Here is a 17,974-nt window from a genome sequence, read left to right on the forward strand (position 1 = left end):
GTGAAACATTCCGGCCCTATCGCGCAGGCGCCTGCGCGTCGCTTCTTACCTTCCCTCGTCCAATCTCCGCAGTGCGCACGCATGGTGCTTGCGGCTTGCTGCGCGGTCATGCTCGCGGCATGCCACCAGCGCGAAGCCGCCGCTCCAGAGCCAAAGCCCGTGGTCGCCCTGGCCGTCCACGCTGACGGGCGCACAGCAAGTGCGTCGCTGCCGGCTCAGGTGCAGGCGCGCTACTCCACGGCGCTTTCGTTCAGAGTGGGCGGCAAGATCATCGAACGGCGCGTTCGCCTCGGCGACGCCGTCAAGGCGGGACAGGTTGTTGCGCTGCTCGACCCGACCGATCTGCGCAGTAACCTGGCCAACGCGCGAGCGCAGCTCGATGCCGCCCAACACCGGTTCGTCTACGCGAAGCAACAGCTCGATCGCGATCAGGCGCAGGCGCAGGCAAACCTGATTGCACCGGCGCAGCTCGAACAGACGCAGGACGCGTACGCATCCGCTGTTGCGCAGCGCGACTCGGCGCTCGCCCAGATGGCGCTCGCCTCGGACAATCTGCGCTATGCGACGCTGACTGCGGACCACGACGGCGTGATTACCTCGGAGGACGCCGACACGGGCCAGAACGTTCAGGCAACCCAATCGATCTATCACCTCGACTGGACGGGCGACGTAGACATCGTCTGCGACGCGCCCGAGCGCACGCTGAGCTCGCTGACAGTCGGCAGCATGGCGCGCGTAACGCTGCCGGCGCTACCCGGCAAGACCTTCGAGGCCCGCGTGCGCGAGGTGTCGCCTAGCGCTGATCCGCAAAGCCGCACCTGGCGCGTCAAGCTCACCCTGAACGCGCCCAGCCCTGCAGTGCGCCTCGGCATGACGGCCACCGTTGCGTTCGATGTCGTCGGTGACGCGTCGGGCGCACAGCCGTTCACTGTGCCGGTGACGGCGCTCTTTCATCAGGGCGAGAACCCTGCTGTCTGGGTGGTGCGTACCGGCACCGACACACTCGAGCTGCGTCCTGTGACGGTGCAGCGGTACGACGAGCGCACGGTCGCCATCGCATCGGGCCTCCGCGACGGCGACCGCGTCGTGGTGCAGGGCGTACACGCCGTTAGCACGGGCCAGCACGTGCAGGTGGTGGCGCCCCTGCATCGGGAGGATTTCCCGTCATGAACTCCCGTGACCAAGAACCCGTGCGCGAGAGCGCGCCTGTCCCGTCTTCTGGGGCAGACAAATCTGGCGAAGGCAGCTTCAATCTTTCCGCCTGGGCGCTGCGTCATCAGCAGCTCGTGATCTTTCTGATCGGGCTCGCCACGCTTTTCGGCGTGATCGGCTATACGCAACTCGCGCAGTCGGAGGACCCGCCGTTCACCTTCCGCACGATGGTGATCAAGACCTATTGGCCCGGTGCGAGTGCGCGCGAGGTGCAGGAACAGATCACGGACCGGATCGGCCGCCAGCTACAGGCCGCGCCGAACATCGACTACATCAAGAGCTACTCGCGCCCCGGCGAGTCGATGATCTTCTTCGCCATGAAGGACTCCGCGCCCGTCAAGGAAGTGCCGGACACCTGGTATCAGGTGCGCAAGAAGGTCGGCGACATTGCCGCGACGCTGCCGAAGGGCACCGTCGGTCCGTTCTTCAATGACGAATTCGGTGACGTCTACACCAACATCTATGCGCTTGAAGGCGACGGCTTTTCGCCGGCGCAACTGCACGACTACGCTGACAAGCTGCGCACAGTCCTGCTGCGCATACCCGGTGTGGCGAAGGTCGACTATTTTGGCGACCCCGATCAGCACATCTTCGTCGAGATATCGAATGCGCAGCTCACGCGGCTTTCGATCACGCCGCAACAGCTCGCTCAGGCGATCGACGCACAGAATGCCGTGGCGCCCGTCGGCACCATCACGACCGCGGACGACCGCGTGTTCGTGCGGCCGAGCGGCGCGCTCAAGGATGTGCAGGCGCTCTCCGACATGCTGATCACCATCAACAAGCGCACGTTCCGGCTGGGCGACATCGCGAAGATCACACGCGGTTATGACGACCCGCCGGTGACCCAGATGCGCGTCGGCGGCCAGGCGGTGCTCGGCATCGGCGTGACGATGCAAAAGGGCGGCGACGTGATCGACCTCGGCAAGGCGCTCGACGCAAAAGCCGCCGAACTGCAGGCCACGCTGCCGGCGGGTCTGAAACTCGCGGCGGTTTCGAGCATGCCGCACGCGGTCAAGCACTCGGTGGATGAGTTCGTGAGATCGGTTGGCGAAGCGGTGGCGATCGTGCTGGTCGTGAGCCTCGTCTCGCTCGGCTTGCGCACCGGTATGGTCGTCGTGATCACGATTCCGATCGTGCTGGCGGTGACGGCGCTTTGCATGCACATGTTCAATATCGGGCTGGACAAGGTTTCGCTCGGTACGCTCGTGCTCGCGCTGGGCCTGCTCGTCGACGACGCGATCATCGCCGTCGAAATGATGGCGGTGAAGCTGGAGCAAGGCTGGAGCCGGGCGCGCTCGGCAGCGTTCGCGTATACCAGCACGGCGTTTCCGATGCTCACAGGCACGCTCGTCACCGTATGCGGCTTCCTGCCGATTGCGCTCGCCAAATCGAGCACGGGCGAATACACGCGTTCGATCTTCGAAGTGTCGGCCATCGCGCTGATCGTTTCGTGGTTCGCGGCCGTCGTGCTGGTGCCGTTGCTGGGTTATCACCTGCTGCCGGAACGCAAGCCTGAACCCGGCGGTGCACACCATGATCCGCATGAAATCGGCAACACCGGCTTCTACCGGCGCCTGTCGGGATGGGTTGCGTGGTGCGTCGAGCGTCGCTGGGTCGTGCTCGGCATCACCGTCGTGCTTTTCGCGATTTCCATGCTGGCCTTCACGCGCGTGCCGCAGCAGTTCTTCCCGAACTCGGAACGGCCGGAACTGCTGGTCGATCTGCGATTGCCGGAAGGCGCCTCGTTCGAGGCGACGCTGCGTGAAGCGAAGCGCCTGGAAAAGGTGCTCGACGGCAAAGCCGAGATCGACCACTTCGTCGACTTCGTCGGCACCGGCGCGCCGCGTTTTTACCTGACGCTCGACCAGCAGCTTCAACAGCCGAATTTCGCGCAGTTCGTGATTACCGCAAAAAGCGTGGAAAACCGCGAGGAACTGATGCGTTGGCTCGACGGCATGCTCGAGAAGGATTTCTCCGGCGTGCGAGCGCGCGTCTCCCGGCTCGAGAATGGTCCGCCGGTCGGCTTCCCGATCAAGTTCCGCGTGAGCGGCGACGATATCGCGACCGTGCGATCGATTGCGCAGACGGTGTCGGACAAGGTCCGCGCCGATCCCCGCACGCGCAACGTCCAGTTCGACTGGGACGAGCCGGCGGAGCGCTCGATCTCGTTCGAGATCGATCAGAACCGCGCGCGCCAGCTTGGTGTCACGTCGGAAGACGTGTCGAACTTCCTCGCGATGACGCTATCGGGCTACACGGTGACGCAGTACCGCGAGCGCGACAAGCTGATCAACGTCGATCTGCGCGCGCCCAAGAGCGAACGTGTCAATCCGGCGCAGCTCACGAGCCTCGCGATTCCGACGCCCCACGGCCCGGTGCCGCTCGGTTCGCTCGGACACGTGCGCAATACGCTCGAGTACGGCGTCATCTGGCAACGCGACCGTCAGCCGACCATCACGGTGCAGGCGGACGTGCGCGGCGACGCGCAGGGCATCGACGTGACCCACGACATCGAACGTGCGCTCGCGGCGGAAACCGCCAGGCTGCCGGTCGGCTATCGCATTCAGGTGGGCGGCGCGGTCGAAGAAAGCGTGAAGGGCCAGACGTCGATCAATGCCGAAATGCCGTTGATGATCATCGCCGTGCTGCTGTTGCTGATGATCCAGCTCAAGAACTTCGCGCGGACCTTCATCGTCGTGTTGACGGCACCGCTCGGCCTGATTGGCGTCGTGGCCGCGCTGCTGCTGTTCGGCAAGCCCTTCGGCTTCGTCGCGCTGCTGGGCGTGATTGCCATGTTCGGCATCATCATGCGCAACTCCGTGATTCTGGTCGACCAGATCGATCAGGATATCGCGGCAGGCCAGCCGCGCTTCGACGCGATTATCGGCGCAACCATAAGGCGTTTCAGGCCGATCATGCTGACCGCCGCCGCCGCCGTCCTCGCGCTGATTCCGCTGCTGCGCTCGGGCTTCTTCGGTCCGATGGCGACCGCACTGATGGGCGGTATCACGATCGCCACGGTACTGACCGTGTTCTTCCTGCCCGCGCTGTACGCGGCGTGCTTCAGGGTCCGGCACGACGAGCGCGGAATGCAACCGGTCGTCGCCGAGCATTCGGAGGTTTGATGATGAGCTTCGACTACAAGACATCCGTGATGGCCGTGGCTGTGGCCATCGCACTGACGGCCTGCACGTTCGGCCCGAACGGCGCGCCCCCGGCGATGCCTTCGCCTGCGCACTACGGTGCCGAGGCACAGCCGGCGAAGACCGTCGCAGCGGGCGGCGTGGCGCAGCAGTTCGATATCGGCGCAGTGGGCGTTCCGCAATGGTGGCAGCTTTACCGGTCGGACGCGCTGAGTGCACTGGTCGAGGAAGGCTTGCGCAACAGCCCCACGCTCGGGGCTGCGCAGCGGACGCTCGCAGCCGCGCAGCAGGAACTGCGCGCCCAGGTCGGCGCATCGACGCTGCCTTCAATCGATGCTGCCGCACAAGTCGATCGCGGGCGTACACCGCTTGTGCCCGGCATTGGCCCCAGCGAGGTTCGCTATAACTTTTTTGCCGGACAGGTTCTCGCGTCCTACACCTTTGACCTGTTCGGTGCGACGCGTTCGGCGAATGCGGCCAGCGCCGCTCGCGTAGACGTGCAGGCGTATCAACTGGAGGCGGCGCGGCGCGCGCTCGCGGCAAACATCGTCGGTACGACGATCAGCGTGGCGGCACTCGATCGCCAGATCGCGCTCACCGAACGGCTCGTCGCCGTGGCCAGGACGGCCGCGGACGAGGACCAGCACCGCTACGCACTCGGCTCGGTCTCGCGTGCGCAGGCGCTTGCGTCGACGCAGGATGCGGCTTCGGCTGCGGCGAGTCTTCCTGCGTTACGCCAGCAGCGCGCCACAGCCCTCCATGCGCTCGCGGTGCTGATGGGCCGCACGCCGGACAACGCCCCGGCCGTTCCCGATCTCGACAGCCTGACGTTGCCCGAACACGTGCCCGTCGTGGTGCCGTCGGACCTGCTGCGTTCGCGCCCCGACATACAGGCAGCCGACGCCGCCGTGAAGGCCGCCGCCGCCGATGTCGGCGCTGCGACCGCGCAGCTCTTTCCGAGCCTGTCGCTGACGGCCTCGATGGGCCGCGGCGGCTTTAGCTGGCCCGCGGTGCTCTCAGGAGCGGGCGGACTCTGGGCCATCGGTGCGAGCCTGTCGCAGCCGATCTTCCATGGCGGCGCGCTGTTCGCGCACCGCAAGGCGTCGATCGATGCTTACGATGCGGCGGTGCTGAACTACAAGTCCACCGTTCTGTCGGCGTTCCAGAATGTCGCGGATTCGCTTGCCGCGCTGGATAACGACGCACAGACACTCGCGTCGACTGAAGCAGCGGCACAGGCAGCGCAGGCGGGATTCGACGATACCGCGTCGCGCCGCCGCATGGGTTCGCTGCCGTCAACGGCGGAGCATGCCAGCGAGCAGCGCTTTCTCAACGCACAGATCGGCGCCGTGCGCGCGGCAAGCCAGCGCATGAACGATACCGTCGCACTGTTCCAGGCGATGGGCGAACTGCCGCCGGGCCAGCCGCAAACAGCGTCGTCGCAATGATCGCGTGTCGATGAAGACGGGAAGAGCGACCTGCCGATCAGGCCGCTCTTCCTCGACTGTACCGGCGGGTATCGGAGCAGTCGTTTTCTATCCGAAATCAGAATGCGCCCACGCACGGGAAGGTCAAGCCGGACTTCACGTGCATCGAACGCGCCAGAACTTCAGGTTGTCCAGTTCCCTGTATGGACTATAAGAAACTGATCGCCTGTCACGAGTGCGATCTGCTGTTTCGCAAGCCTCTGCTGCGGGGCGGGCAGACTGCGAGCTGCTCGCGCTGCCGTGCGGGCCTGGAAGGAACGCAGGGAGCGGGCGTGCCGCTCGACCGGATTGGTGCGCTCACCGTTGCAGCTTTGATCACATTCTGTATTGCGCAGGCTTTCCCGGTCATACAACTGCAGACCAACGGTATGACGTCGGAGGCGACGCTATTCGGCGCGGTGCGCTCGTTGTGGACGGGGCACATGCGCATCGTCGCAACGATGGTCTTTTGCTCGGCGATCCTGTTTCCGCTGATCGAACTCCTCGCCCTTCTCTATGTGCTCGTTCCGCTGCGCCTTGGCAAGGTAGTACGTCATTTCAATCGAATGCTTCGCGTCGTGCAGCTCATCCGTCCATGGGGCATGATCGAAGTGTTCATGCTCGGCGTGGTCATCACGATCGTGAAAATGGTCAGCATGGCGCAGGTGATCCCTGGGCCAGGACTGTTTGCATTCGGTGCACTCACGTTGATGTTGGCGTTTCTCGCCACTTTCGACCCGCGCGTGCTCTGGTCGACGCGGGACGAAATAAAGTTTCGACAACCCGCTGAGATCCGCTGGACCAGAGTGAAGCGCAGGTGCGCCCCGCGAGCCCCGACGTTCTTCGGCCTGAAGCCCGCGCCGGCGGCGCATATGACGGCGCGCAGCGCTGGACTCATAGCCTGTCATACCTGTGGACTGGTGCAGAAGCACATCGCGGCGTCGTCAGAGCAGCGCTGCTCGCGGTGCGAATCGGTGCTGCACACGCGCCATCCCGATAGCGTGACGCGCACGTCGAGTCTGGTTCTTGCCGCCGCGCTCGCCTACATACCCGCGAATCTGTTGCCGATCATGCACGCGTCATCCCTCGGCCACTCGGAGGACGACACGATCCTCGGCGGCGTGGCGTACTTCTGGACTTCAGGCGACTGGCCACTCGCCGTCGTCGTGTTCGTAGCCAGCGTCGTGGTGCCGATGCTCAAACTCGCCATTCTCACGCTGCAAATCGTAGCGGCCCGTCGCAGTCCGGACTGGCAGCCGCTCGAACGCGCGAGGCTGCATCGGCTCGTCGAGTGCGTGGGCCGGTGGTCGATGCTCGATATCTTCGTTGTCGCCCTGACGGTCGCGCTGGTGCATTTCGGTTCGTTTGCGGTTGTCACTGCCGGTCCGGGCGCGCTGGCTTTCGGTGCGGTGGTGATTCTCACCATGCTCGCGTCGCATCAATTCGATCCGCGGCTGATCTGGGACAACGTCCGCTGCGGGCCAGCGCGTGGTTCACGGCGATGAACGAATACCGTTCTAGCGGCGTCCGCACTCCTAAATAACCTCATATTTGCGAACTACTCTCCGAGCGATGCATCTTCCAACGCCACCCAGACCTGACATCAAGCCGCGGAAACGCTGGATTCCCTCCCTCATCTGGTTAGTGCCGCTCATCTGTGCGCTGATCGGTGTGGCGCTGGTAGTCAAATCCGTCACCGACAAGGGACCGACAGTGACGGTCACGTTCAGCAACGCTGAGGGTATGGAGGCGGGCAAAACGAAGGTCAAATACAAGGACGTGGAGATCGGTTCCGTACAGGCGGTCGCGCTGTCAAAGGACCTGCAGCACGTCATCGTCACGATCGAGCTGACCAAACAGGCAGAAAAATTCGCAAGCCGCGGCACGCGCTTCTGGGTGGTTCGCCCGCGCGTGGGCGCTAACGGCATCTCGGGCCTCGGTACGCTGCTCTCCGGCGCGTATATCGGTGTCGACGTCGGGCAGTCTTCGGAAAGGCAAACCGCATTTGTCGGCCTCGAAAGTCCGCCGATCGTCACGTCCGGGCAGCCGGGGCATCAATATACGCTGAGGGGCGACTCCCTGGGCTCCGTCGATATCGGCGCGCCGATCTTCTACCGTCGCATCCAGGTGGGCCAGGTGGTCGGCTTCTCGCTGGATCCGCATGGCACCGGCGTGATCGTCAATGTTTTCGTCAATGCGCCGTTTGACCAGTATGTCGGCACCAATACACGGTGGTGGCACGCAAGCGGTGTTGACCTCCGTCTCGATTCGAATGGATTGAAGCTCAATACACAATCTCTGGCGACGGTGGTCGTCGGAGGCCTGGCGTTCCAGTCGCCGCCGGGTCAGGACGCCGGACAACCGGCCGCTGACAAGGCGGCGTTCCGACTCGCATCGGACGAGTCGGACGCGATGCGCGAGCCCGACGGCGCGCCGCTCAATGTCGTGATGCGGTTCAACCAGTCGCTGCGCGGCCTGTCTGTCGGCGCTCCCGTCGACCTTCGAGGCATCGCGCTGGGGCAGGTGACGGACATCGGTATCGAATATAACGAAAAGGAGAAGAGTTTCAGCATGAAGGTATCGATGGCGCTGTATCCCGACCGGCTCAGCCGGCGCTCCAACGAAGCGCTACCGGCTCCGAACTCGCAGGGTGGTCATGAGTTGCTGGAAAACCTCGTCATGGAGGGAATGCGCGGTCAGTTGCGAACCGGCAACCTGCTGACAGGCCAGCTATTCGTGGCGCTCGACATGTTTCCGAAAGCGCCTCGGGCGAGCGTCGATGTTCATCGCAATCCTATTGAACTGCCGACTGTGCCTAACACCCTCGACGAACTTCAGGTGCAGATTGCCGATATTGCGAGGAAGCTGAATCAGGTGCCGTTCGACAAGATCGGAGCCAACCTTAACGGCGCACTTGAAAACGCCAACAAGCTGTTCGGGCACATGGACACAGAGATCGTTCCGCAAGCCCGCGACACACTGGCGGCCGCGCAGAAAACCTTCAGTACCGCCGAAACGACGCTCCGGCAGACCGCGCCCCTGCAGTCGGACATCCAGGATGCGATGCAGGAAATGACACGCACCCTGCAATCCCTCAATGCGCTCGCCGATTATCTGGAACGTCATCCCCAGGCGCTCCTGTTCGGCAAGAAAGGAGACCAACGGTGAAACTGATCCAATCCCGCGCGCGGCGCGCGATCGCCCGTATTGCGACCGTCATGGGTCTGGCCGCGCTGAGCGCCTGTGCTTCCCCGCCGGCCCGCTTCTATACCCTCGGCACTGACAGCGAACCGACGCGTGCAAACGTTACGGTCAGTCCGGCCTTCCGGATCGACATGCGCACAGTGAAGGTGCCGGTTTCAGTCGCAAGGAGCCAGTTCGTCGTACAGGTCGATGCGGCGCGCGTCAGGATTCTGGAAAACGAGCGCTGGGCATCGCCGCTTGCAGACGAGATCCGCAATGCGCTGCTCGCGGCCGCGACTCGACAGGCGGGCGGCCCCGACACGGACCAGCCTGGTCACGCCGAGGACGCTCGCACGTATCAGGTCTCCGTCGACGTGCAGCGTTTTGAATCGTGGCCGGGCTCACACGCGCTGCTTGACGTCACCTGGAGTGTACGCAAGTCGAACGACTCACGAACATTGACCTGCCGCAGCATAGTCAGCCAGCCCGTATCGGCCGGCTACGATGCACTCGTCAACGGCCATCGAATCGCAGTGAGAAGGATAGGCACTCAAATTGGCGAAGTCGTCCGGGAATTTTCGGCGGCGCCGTTCGAGTCCGCCGTTGCACCGGCGCGCATCCCTGCGAGTACGAGAAGTTCGGCGTTGTTATGCCCGGCTCTAGCAGGCTGAACCGATACAGGAATTGGTGCCTCACGCCGACAAGGAGCGCGAGCTGATTGCTAGCGTCGAGGCTTTAGCAGGTGATTGAGTTTAATCGCTAGCGGCCCGAGCGGGCTTCTCCGCCGGGCCGCACCCGGCTGACTTCAGGCCGATCAGACCGATGGCGCCGGACCTCTTGATTCAATCGGCGTCGACAGTCTCCTCCACGACCGGCAGCGGACGCGCTGCAATCTTCTCCGCCTCCGCGCGCTTGAGTCCGAGTGTCTGCAGCAGCATTGCTGCAGTACGCTCAGGGAAGTTCTCCCCGCTAAAGCCAAGCTCCTTGAGTACGCTTGCCGCGGGCGCGCCCGGTGCGACGAAGTTCAGCTCGGCGGCGATTGCACAGAGGACCGTACCGGCTACCGCAAGAAATCCGATGAACGGGTCGGCGACCACAAAGCGCTTCGCGGCAATGCCATTCACCATGTCGCGCAGCAGCCGCTGGCCCAGTCCGCGGCTCATCGCATGCGTCGGAATAAACCCTTCACGTACCAGGAAACGTCCCCACACGGGGTCTTGCTGCGCACGCAGGACCGTATGACGCACGGAGACAGCGATCACCTCGGCCGGGTCGGAAAGGCCAGCGGCGAGGCGATCCATCATGTTAGCGAAATCCTCGAACACCTCGTCGACAAGCGTCGCGTAAATCGCCTCCTTCGATTCAAAGTGGTTGTAGAACGAGCCAAAGCCGACATCAGCGGCTTCGGTGATTTCATTGATCGCCACGCCCTCCATGCCTTTTTCGGCCATCAGCCTGAGGGCGGCGTCGAGCAGACGGGCACGCGTCTCGCGCTTGCGACGCGCACCGCGCGGCTCGCGTTGTTCGGGAATGGCAACCGGGGCGATTGGCGCCGCACGGGTAGGACGCTTTGTAGTGTTCGGCATGATGGATCCAAGCTTTGGTTATGCCTAAGTATAGATCGTAATGTCTAGGTTGACAAAACGCTCACGAATGACTTTAATGTCATTAAAGGCGACCCGAAGGCCGGCCTTACATACAAGTACAACAGACAACATCTGGAGTGACTGTGGAGACAGCAGCAAAGGACGGCGCCGCGCCGTCGAGCCGGCATGAACAGGTTCGTCCGCCGATTGGCGCATTACCGTCGGTGGTTGACGTCTTACTGGTGGGTTGCGGACCCGTCGGTGCAACGATTGCCAATCTACTGGCGCGCTACGGCGTGCATGTATTGATTGTCGACAAGTCAACCGAGGTTTCCATCGCGCGCCAGGCAATCGAGCTGGATAACGACGCGCTGCGCATCCTTCAGCTTGCGGGCATTGGGGAGCACGATCTCGAGACCAGCACCATTCCATATGTGCGGATGAGAACGCCCATGCTGGGGCAGGTCGGCCAAATCAGTTCGGCGAGCCGCCTGGATGGCTATCCCAAGCCCGTCACGTTGTACCAGCACGAACTCGAGCGGTGCCTGCGGGCCCGGCTCGAGAAATACGACTGTGTGCATATCGCGCCAGGTGTCGAACTGGGGAGCTTCACGGAAGAAGGCGACCATGTGCTCGCGTCGCTGGAGCTTGATCGCGGCCGCCCTCACATCGTCCGGGCGCGCTACGTGGTCGGTGCAGACGGGCCGTATTCACTGGTTCGGCAGACTATGGGGCCGCACTTCTGGGGTAAGACATTTGCCGAGGAATGGCTCGTTGCCGCTGCGCGGCATCTTTCGCGCCCAGCCGAAGATATCGAGTTCATCTCCGATCGCCGTCAGCCAAACCGATACATGGTCGGGCGCAGCGGGCGTGAGCGCTGGAAGTTCATGCTGCGGCCGGACGAGCGCCGCGAGAACATGAAAGCCGAGGTCCGCATACGCGAGATGGTCGCTCCATCGGGCAACCCGGACGACACGATGATCGAGCGCAAGGCGGTGTATCGCTTCCGAACGCAAACCCTTATTGCATTCAGCCGGGGGCGTGTGTTCTTCGCGGGCGACGCCGCGCACATTGGGCCTCCATCCGTCGGCCGAGGGTTGGCCGCGGGACTGCGAGATGCCGCCAATCTGTGCTGGAAGCTTGCATGGGTGGTGCAGGGGCGAGCGGATTCACGCATTCTCGACACTTACGACGAGGAGAGGCGGCCCCACGAGAAGGCGATAACAAAGCTCGCAAGGTTCATGAGAAAGCTCGTCACGCCGCGCAATGGCGGCATTGACTCGTGGGCTCATGGGCTAATGCAATTCTCGCCACCGGTGCTCCCGCTGCGTGCGCAGCCCGAGGAATCGCAGATCCAGCCGAAAAAAACAACTAGAAGAGGTGTGTTTGTCAAAGGCCGCTCGCCGACGAAGCTTGTGCGCGGCGCAGTCATTGGGCAGGGGCGGGTACGTGGTTCGGATGGCAAGGCGCGTCCGAGCGACGAGGTGTTCGGGCAGGGCCTGGTGCTGATTGGATTTGGCACAGACGCCCGAGCCTCGCTTGATTCTTCTGAGGCAGCAGCCTTCGCGCGTGCCGGCGGAAGCACTGTGCAGATCGCACACCGTGGAGAGCGGCCGCATCTCTCTCGGCATGACAGCTGGGAGGACCTCGACGGTGTGTTCCTTCCGCGTCTCGTACCGGTTGGTTGGGCCGCCGTGGTGCGGCCCGACAAGACCGTCGTTCACGATGGCCCGGCGACCGATGCGTCGCGGCTCGTGCGCGAGAGTCTTTCCTTGCTCGGTCAGCACTGCTGGGTCATGCAGTGATCGCGAGGCCGCATGCCATCTCGAAACCCCATTCACACCGTGTGATTTCTTATCGCCATGAACCTGACCACTGTACAACCAGCCCGTCACCCCGATCCTACGACGAAAGCGTCGGCATTGGCCTATCTGATATTCGACCGGCCGGATCTCGAGAAAGCCGAGCAATTTCTCAATGACTTCGGGCTCCGAACGGTATCGCGCGGTGAAGCGCTCCTGCTGCTGCGGGGAACGGGTGCTTCACACTTCTGCTATGTCGTCCGGAAGGCCTCGAAATCCCGGTTCGTTGGTTTTGGGCTACAGGTCGACAACAGGGCCGAGCTTGATGCACTTGCAAAACTGCCGGGCGCCTCGGACGTCGAACGCTCGCCCCTGCCCGGCGGCGGCTATACGGTACGGCTGACCGATCCTTCAGGCTTTCGCGTCGACGCGATATGGGGCCAGCAGCCAGCTTCGACGTTGTCTCATCGGCCACCCTTGCCGTTCAACTCCGTGGATGCGACGGTCCGGATCAACGGCACGCAGCGACCGCCCGAAGGCGCGCCGGAAATTATCCGGCTCGGACACGTCGTGCTCGAACTCGTTGACTATCAGGAAACCTGCGCGTGGTATACGCGGCATTTCGGCTTCATCCCCAGCGATGTGCAGGTGCTTCCCGATGGTTCGCCCGCCGTCGCGTTCATGCGGCTCGATCTCGGCGACAAGCCAGCCGATCACCATACGCTCGCGCTTGCACAAGGCTTCGTGCCCACCTACAGCCATAGCGCGTACGAAGTCGTCGACGCCGACGCGGTCGGCATGGGCCAGCGCATTCTGCGCGACAAAGGCTGGACGCATGCATGGGGGATCGGCCGACATATCCTGGGCAGCCAGGTGTTCGACTACTGGCAAGACCCATGGGGCGACAAGCACGAGCACTATTGCGACGGCGACCTCTTTACGGCGGACGCGCCGACGGGTGTCCATGCCGTGAGCCGCGAAGCGATGGCGCAATGGGGACCGACGATGCCACGCAGCTTCACGAAGCCCAGGTTCACACCCGCGAGCGTCGTGGCACTTTTCAGAAACCTGCGCCGCAGCCCCGACCTGACGTTGAGCAAGCTGCGCACGTTGGCGAAGCTTTTCGCCTGAACCACCCCACTTTCATAGAATCCGGAGATCGATAAATGGCACTTCACGTTCTGCATTACCTTCATGATGGCCGCGCCCAGTGGGGCGTAGTCGCCAATGGCGCCATCACGCCGATTCATGGCGAATTCAAGTCGACCGCCGAGTTTATTGAAGCCAATCCCGTCGAACGGCTGGCGGTACTGGACGGTTCTCCGATTCCCGAATCGGATGTGCAATGGTTGTCGCCCGTGACCGCCAACCAGCAGTTCATCTGCCAGGGCGCGAATTATCGCCAGCATATGATCGACTCGGGCGTGGACCCGGACGTGAAGAAATTCAACATGATCTTCACGAAGGCGACGAGCTGCATCGTTCCTGCCGACTCGCCCCTCGTGAAGCCCAGGGAGGTGCAGTTCCTCGACTACGAGATCGAACTCGGTCTTGTGCTCAAACGCGACGTCACCTCCCGCGAAACGGTCACCGACGAGAACCTGCATGAGTACATTGCCGGCGCCGTGATCGTCAACGACTACTCCGCGCGTGATATCCAGATTCCGCAGATGCAGTTCTACAAGGGCAAGAGCTACCGCACGTTTGGCCCTGTCGGCCCTTACCTTTGCCTCCTTGAGAAACATGATATTCCGAAGTTGAAGGAGCTCGTGCTGACACTGACGGTCAATGGAACCGTCCGCCAGAACGACACGACTGCGGGTCTCGTCTATGGGCCGGCAGAGACCTTGACGGAGCTTTCCGGCGTGCATGATCTGCGCATCGGTGACCTGCTCGCGACGGGCACGCCATCTGGCTGTGCACTGAGCATTCCATCGCCCGAAAAGCAACGCGCCGCGGCGCAGCTGCCTGAAGCGGAAAAATGGCGTCTTTTCCTGAAGATGCAGGCGGACAGGCCGCAGTACCTGAAGGTGGGGGACGTCGTGGAGGCGCATATCGTCAGCCACGATCGCTCGATCAATCTGGGCGTGCAGCATAACGTCGTTGTGGAAGAGGCAGCATGAAAGGCATCGCAAACGTAGACGAAGTCCTTGCCATCGAAACGCAAGGGCTGCCGGCGGATCTCCCGTCGAGCACCTACGAGATGATCTGCCGGGGCGCGGCGATTAATCCATCGGCACCGGCACTTTCGTTCTTTGCAACGGCCGACGACTATCGGAACGCCGAGTGCTGGACGTATAGTGAACTCGTCCGAGATATCACGCGCACCGCGAACATGTTCTCGCGCCTCGGAGTACAACGCGACTCAGTCGTCGCATATGTTCTGCCCAACCTCCCTGAAACGCACTTCGTGATCTGGGGTGGGGAGGCCGCCGGAATTGTCTGCGCGATCAATCCATTGCTTGAGCAGGAAGCCATCGGCCAACTCCTCAACGCTGCAGGCGCCAGCGTGCTGGTAACGCTGGCGCCGTTTCCCGGAACTGATCTTTGGCAAAAGGTACAAGCGGTGCTGCACAAGGTTTCTTCGCTGAAGGATCTGGTGCTCGTGAATCCGGCCGAACGTGTGACGGGTTCAAAACAGTCCGCGACGCGGATGCTGCAGCGTAACGAGTGTTCAAGGCTGCACGGCGAGGGCGGCGTGCGGGGCGCGGTTCCTGCGCATATCGAGATCCACGACTTCGGCGTTGCCATCGCGCAGGAGTCGGGAACGGCACTTCAAGGCGCGCGGCACATTGGCGCCGACGACGTGTCGTCGTACTTCTGTACGGGCGGGACGACCGGCCTGCCGAAAATTGCGATGCGCCGCCACGGCAATGAGGTGGCGAATGCCTGGAGCACGGGTCAATTCTTCGGCGACAGCGTCGGGCCAGGCAAGACGCTTTTCTGCGGACTGCCACTCTTCCACGTGAATGCCGTCATGGCAACGGGTCTCCTGCCTTTTTCCAAAGGCGCCCAGGTCGTGCTCGGCACGCCACAAGGCTATCGGGGCGATGGCGTTGTCAAACGTTTCTGGGAAATCGTCGAGCATCACCGCATCAATTTCTTCAGCGGTGTCCCGACGCTTTATGCGGCGTTACTCGATATTCCTGTCGGCGAGCACGATGTGAGTTCGCTGGAGTACGGACTGTGCGGTGCGGCTCCCATGCCGGTCGAAGTTTTCCGGACCTTTCAGGAAAGGACGCGCATCCGGATTCTCGAGGGCTATGGCCTGACCGAGGGGACCTGCGTGAGCAGCGTCAACCCGCCGCTGGGGCAGCGCAGGCTGGGCTCAATCGGGCTGCGCATTCCGGGCCAGGCGATGAAAGCCGTCATCGTCGACGCTGACGGGCGATATGTACGGGATTGCGAGATCGATGAGGTCGGCCTGCTGACTATTTCCGGCCCGAACATTTTCCTCGGGTATATCGTGCCCGAGCAGAACAAGGGACTGTGGCTGGACCTCGGCGATGGCAGGTGCTGGCTCAATACCGGCGACCTCGGTCGATGCGATGTCGATGGTTATTTCTGGCTTACTGGTCGAAAAAAGGAAGTGATCATTCGTGGCGGTCACAACATCGATCCGGCAGCGATCGAGGAACCGCTCTATCGCCATCCCGCCGTCAAGATCGCGGCGGCGGTCGGTCGTCCCGATGCACACGCCGGGGAGTTGCCGATTGCCTATGTCCAGCTCAAACCGGGTGCAACCGCGACTGAGGACGAACTCGCCGAGTTCGTGCGACTCGAGATAGGCGAGCGCGCGGCACTGCCTAAACGGATCAGAATCCTGGATGCGATGCCGTTGACAGGCGTGGGCAAGATTTTCAAGCCGGGGCTGAAACAGCGCGAAACGGTAGACGCGTTACAGTCGGCACTCGTGGAGGCTGGCGTCGAGGGAGCAACCGTTAGGATCATTGAAGATACTTCGCGCGGGCTTTCGCTTCACGTCGAACTTCCCGACCCCGCGCTCGAAGCATTGGCGACTTCCGCGCTCGGGCGCTTTCCGTTCGCATTTTCGCTTTCGGTTGCCGCGAGGCCATCGCGGAGCGAGCAATGTTGATGTACCAGCGGCGATAGAGAGTTAAACGCTCGCGTCGGTTTAGAGGAAAGAGGATGAATACTGCTTCAGAAAGGTCCTTGCGTTCGCTTGTTGAAAAATGGCTTGGGCCAATATCGGGGACTGCGGTTCGGATTACCCGGTTCGGTCGTGCGGGCACAAACCAGAGACCCTATGTGCGTATCGAGCTACTGCTGCCGACAGGGCCGGTTGGGTTATTTTTCTTCCGGCACCGCGACGGTGCGTGGTGCGTATTCCCGCCCGAGACTGAACGTTTGGCGATGCGCGCTTACTAGCGTGCTGGGCGATGGAGGCATGCTGTACCAGCAACTATTCCAAAGGCAGAGAACGAATAATTGGACGGTTTAAAGTCTCGACACCAGGAGGTACGAAGAATAGAAAGGGTGATAAGGATAACGCGAAAGCGTATTTCCACATAACGTGTACGAGGCAGTAGCGGTGTTCTAAACATTCGTGCCTGTTTCATGTCATTTAGTAAAACGACCTAATCAGACATAACCGGCGGACCTGATAAGCGGTCGAAGCCTATGAGGAACGACGCAACGACCCCAGACGGAGCGCCGCATCGGTTCCACAGGAAGCACCACGGGTTCACAAAAATGCCCGGGCAACAAGACAGGAGAAGACACGTGAGGAATTACAGACGAATGATCAGCTCTGCCGGCATGGCGGCTTGCCTCTGCTCGGCTGCGCTGACCGACAATGCAAACGCCCAGTCAGCGGGAAGCATTACGCTGTCCACAGGATGGCTTCACATCGCGCCACAGGGCGACGCAACGCCACTCATTGTGGAGAGTATTGGCGGCGAAACGGTGAATCGCCAACTAGCCGGTAGCGGGGCGCATGCGACGTCAACGAATACGGTGGGAATTACCACCGAGTACTACGTCACGGACAACATTGGCGTCGCGATGCTTCTGGGACTGCCATTGACAGTAAATCTGGTTGGCGATGGGACGCTGGAGAAGTATGGCAACCTCGGCTCGACGAGGCCAATGCCGCCCGCCATCGAACTTCGATACCACCTGTTTTCGGCCGGCTCGAAATTCCGTCCATTCATCGGTTTGGGTGTGAACTATACGTGGTTCACCCAGGTTCGGACAACCAATAGCCAGTTTGTCACTGATAGCGTTGGTCCAGGTGGTTCGGCACACGCAACACTCAGTTCATCGTGGAATCCGGTATTCGAGATCGGGGCAAGTTACGCCATTACAAAACACTGGTCTGTCGGAACCTCTGTGAACTATATGCCGGTGAAGACCAACCTTACGTTAGACGGACACACCGCGACTGGAACGCAGATCGTTTCCAAATCGACGCTCCGGCTCGATCCCCTGAGCGTCTTCCTGAACGTCGCCTACACGTTCTAGCGCGTACGACTCGTTAATGCACCGATCGAGATTTGAATGCCCATCGAAGACATCGACTACGTTATTTTTCGCGCCCCGGGCCTGGCTGCGGTCCG

Annotated in this window: 12 protein-coding genes; 11 read left to right on the plus strand and 1 reads right to left on the minus strand. The window is 62.2% G+C overall.

The genetic code is table 11. From position 1 onward, the window contains the following. Positions 1-81: 81 nt before the first annotated feature. The 6 genes from OKW38_RS05305 to OKW38_RS05330 all read left to right on the plus strand — a co-directional run bounded on the left by OKW38_RS05305 (position 82) and on the right by OKW38_RS05330 (position 9,678). Positions 82-1,170 (plus strand): efflux RND transporter periplasmic adaptor subunit, encoded by a 1,089-nt coding sequence (locus OKW38_RS05305; RefSeq protein WP_176078824.1) that lies wholly within the window; start codon positions 82-84, stop codon positions 1,168-1,170. After that, positions 1,167-4,340: an efflux RND transporter permease subunit gene (locus OKW38_RS05310; RefSeq protein WP_429360319.1), complete on the plus strand. Its 3,174-nt coding sequence runs from the start codon at positions 1,167-1,169 to the stop codon at positions 4,338-4,340. Before OKW38_RS05305 ends, OKW38_RS05310 begins: the two co-directional genes overlap by 4 nt. Before the next feature lie 2 nt (positions 4,341-4,342). After that, positions 4,343-5,806 carry an efflux transporter outer membrane subunit gene (locus OKW38_RS05315; protein ID WP_429360321.1) on the plus strand — a complete coding sequence of 488 codons (1,464 nt, stop codon included), beginning with the start codon at positions 4,343-4,345 and terminating at the stop codon, positions 5,804-5,806. A 182-nt stretch (positions 5,807-5,988) separates the two neighbouring features. Next, positions 5,989-7,329, plus strand: a complete 1,341-nt coding sequence (locus tag OKW38_RS05320) for a paraquat-inducible protein A (protein ID WP_429360323.1) — start codon at positions 5,989-5,991, stop codon at positions 7,327-7,329. Positions 7,330-7,396: 67 nt separating this feature from the next. Further along, positions 7,397-8,992, plus strand: a complete 1,596-nt coding sequence (locus OKW38_RS05325; protein ID WP_090811785.1) for an intermembrane transport protein PqiB — start codon at positions 7,397-7,399, stop codon at positions 8,990-8,992. Next, positions 8,989-9,678, plus strand: a complete 690-nt coding sequence (locus tag OKW38_RS05330) for a PqiC family protein (RefSeq protein ID WP_429360324.1) — start codon at positions 8,989-8,991, stop codon at positions 9,676-9,678. Before OKW38_RS05325 ends, OKW38_RS05330 begins: the two co-directional genes overlap by 4 nt. Before the next feature lie 171 nt (positions 9,679-9,849). Here the strand turns inward: OKW38_RS05330 and OKW38_RS05335 are convergent, their stop codons facing one another. Continuing rightward, positions 9,850-10,593 (minus strand): TetR/AcrR family transcriptional regulator, encoded by a 744-nt coding sequence (locus OKW38_RS05335; RefSeq protein WP_429332541.1) that lies wholly within the window; start codon positions 10,591-10,593, stop codon positions 9,850-9,852. 143 nt (positions 10,594-10,736) lie between these two features. Here OKW38_RS05335 and OKW38_RS05340 point away from each other — a divergent pair, with 143 nt between their 5' ends. The 5 genes from OKW38_RS05340 (at position 10,737) to OKW38_RS05360 (ending at position 17,879) form a co-directional block, all read left to right on the plus strand. Continuing rightward, the gene (locus tag OKW38_RS05340; RefSeq protein ID WP_429360326.1) at positions 10,737-12,398 is read left to right on the plus strand and encodes an FAD-dependent monooxygenase; all 1,662 of its coding nucleotides are present in this window, start codon (positions 10,737-10,739) and stop codon (positions 12,396-12,398) included. A gap of 57 nt (positions 12,399-12,455) precedes the next feature. Continuing rightward, positions 12,456-13,526: a VOC family protein gene (locus tag OKW38_RS05345; protein WP_090811779.1), complete on the plus strand. Its 1,071-nt coding sequence runs from the start codon at positions 12,456-12,458 to the stop codon at positions 13,524-13,526. Between the two features lie 35 nt (positions 13,527-13,561). Beyond that, on the plus strand, positions 13,562-14,518 hold the full coding sequence (locus OKW38_RS05350; RefSeq protein ID WP_429332538.1) for a fumarylacetoacetate hydrolase family protein: 957 nt from the start codon (positions 13,562-13,564) through the stop codon (positions 14,516-14,518). Then, the gene (locus tag OKW38_RS05355) at positions 14,515-16,491 is read left to right on the plus strand and encodes an acyl-CoA synthetase (RefSeq protein WP_429360328.1); all 1,977 of its coding nucleotides are present in this window, start codon (positions 14,515-14,517) and stop codon (positions 16,489-16,491) included. Before OKW38_RS05350 ends, OKW38_RS05355 begins: the two co-directional genes overlap by 4 nt. 665 nt (positions 16,492-17,156) lie before the next feature. Next, positions 17,157-17,879 (plus strand): OmpW/AlkL family protein, encoded by a 723-nt coding sequence (locus tag OKW38_RS05360; protein WP_187613638.1) that lies wholly within the window; start codon positions 17,157-17,159, stop codon positions 17,877-17,879. Positions 17,880-17,974 lie beyond the last annotated feature (95 nt).

It is taken from the genome of Paraburkholderia sp. MM5496-R1 (genome assembly GCF_050436205.1).
Classification (GTDB): Bacteria; Pseudomonadota; Gammaproteobacteria; order Burkholderiales; family Burkholderiaceae; genus Paraburkholderia; species Paraburkholderia tuberum.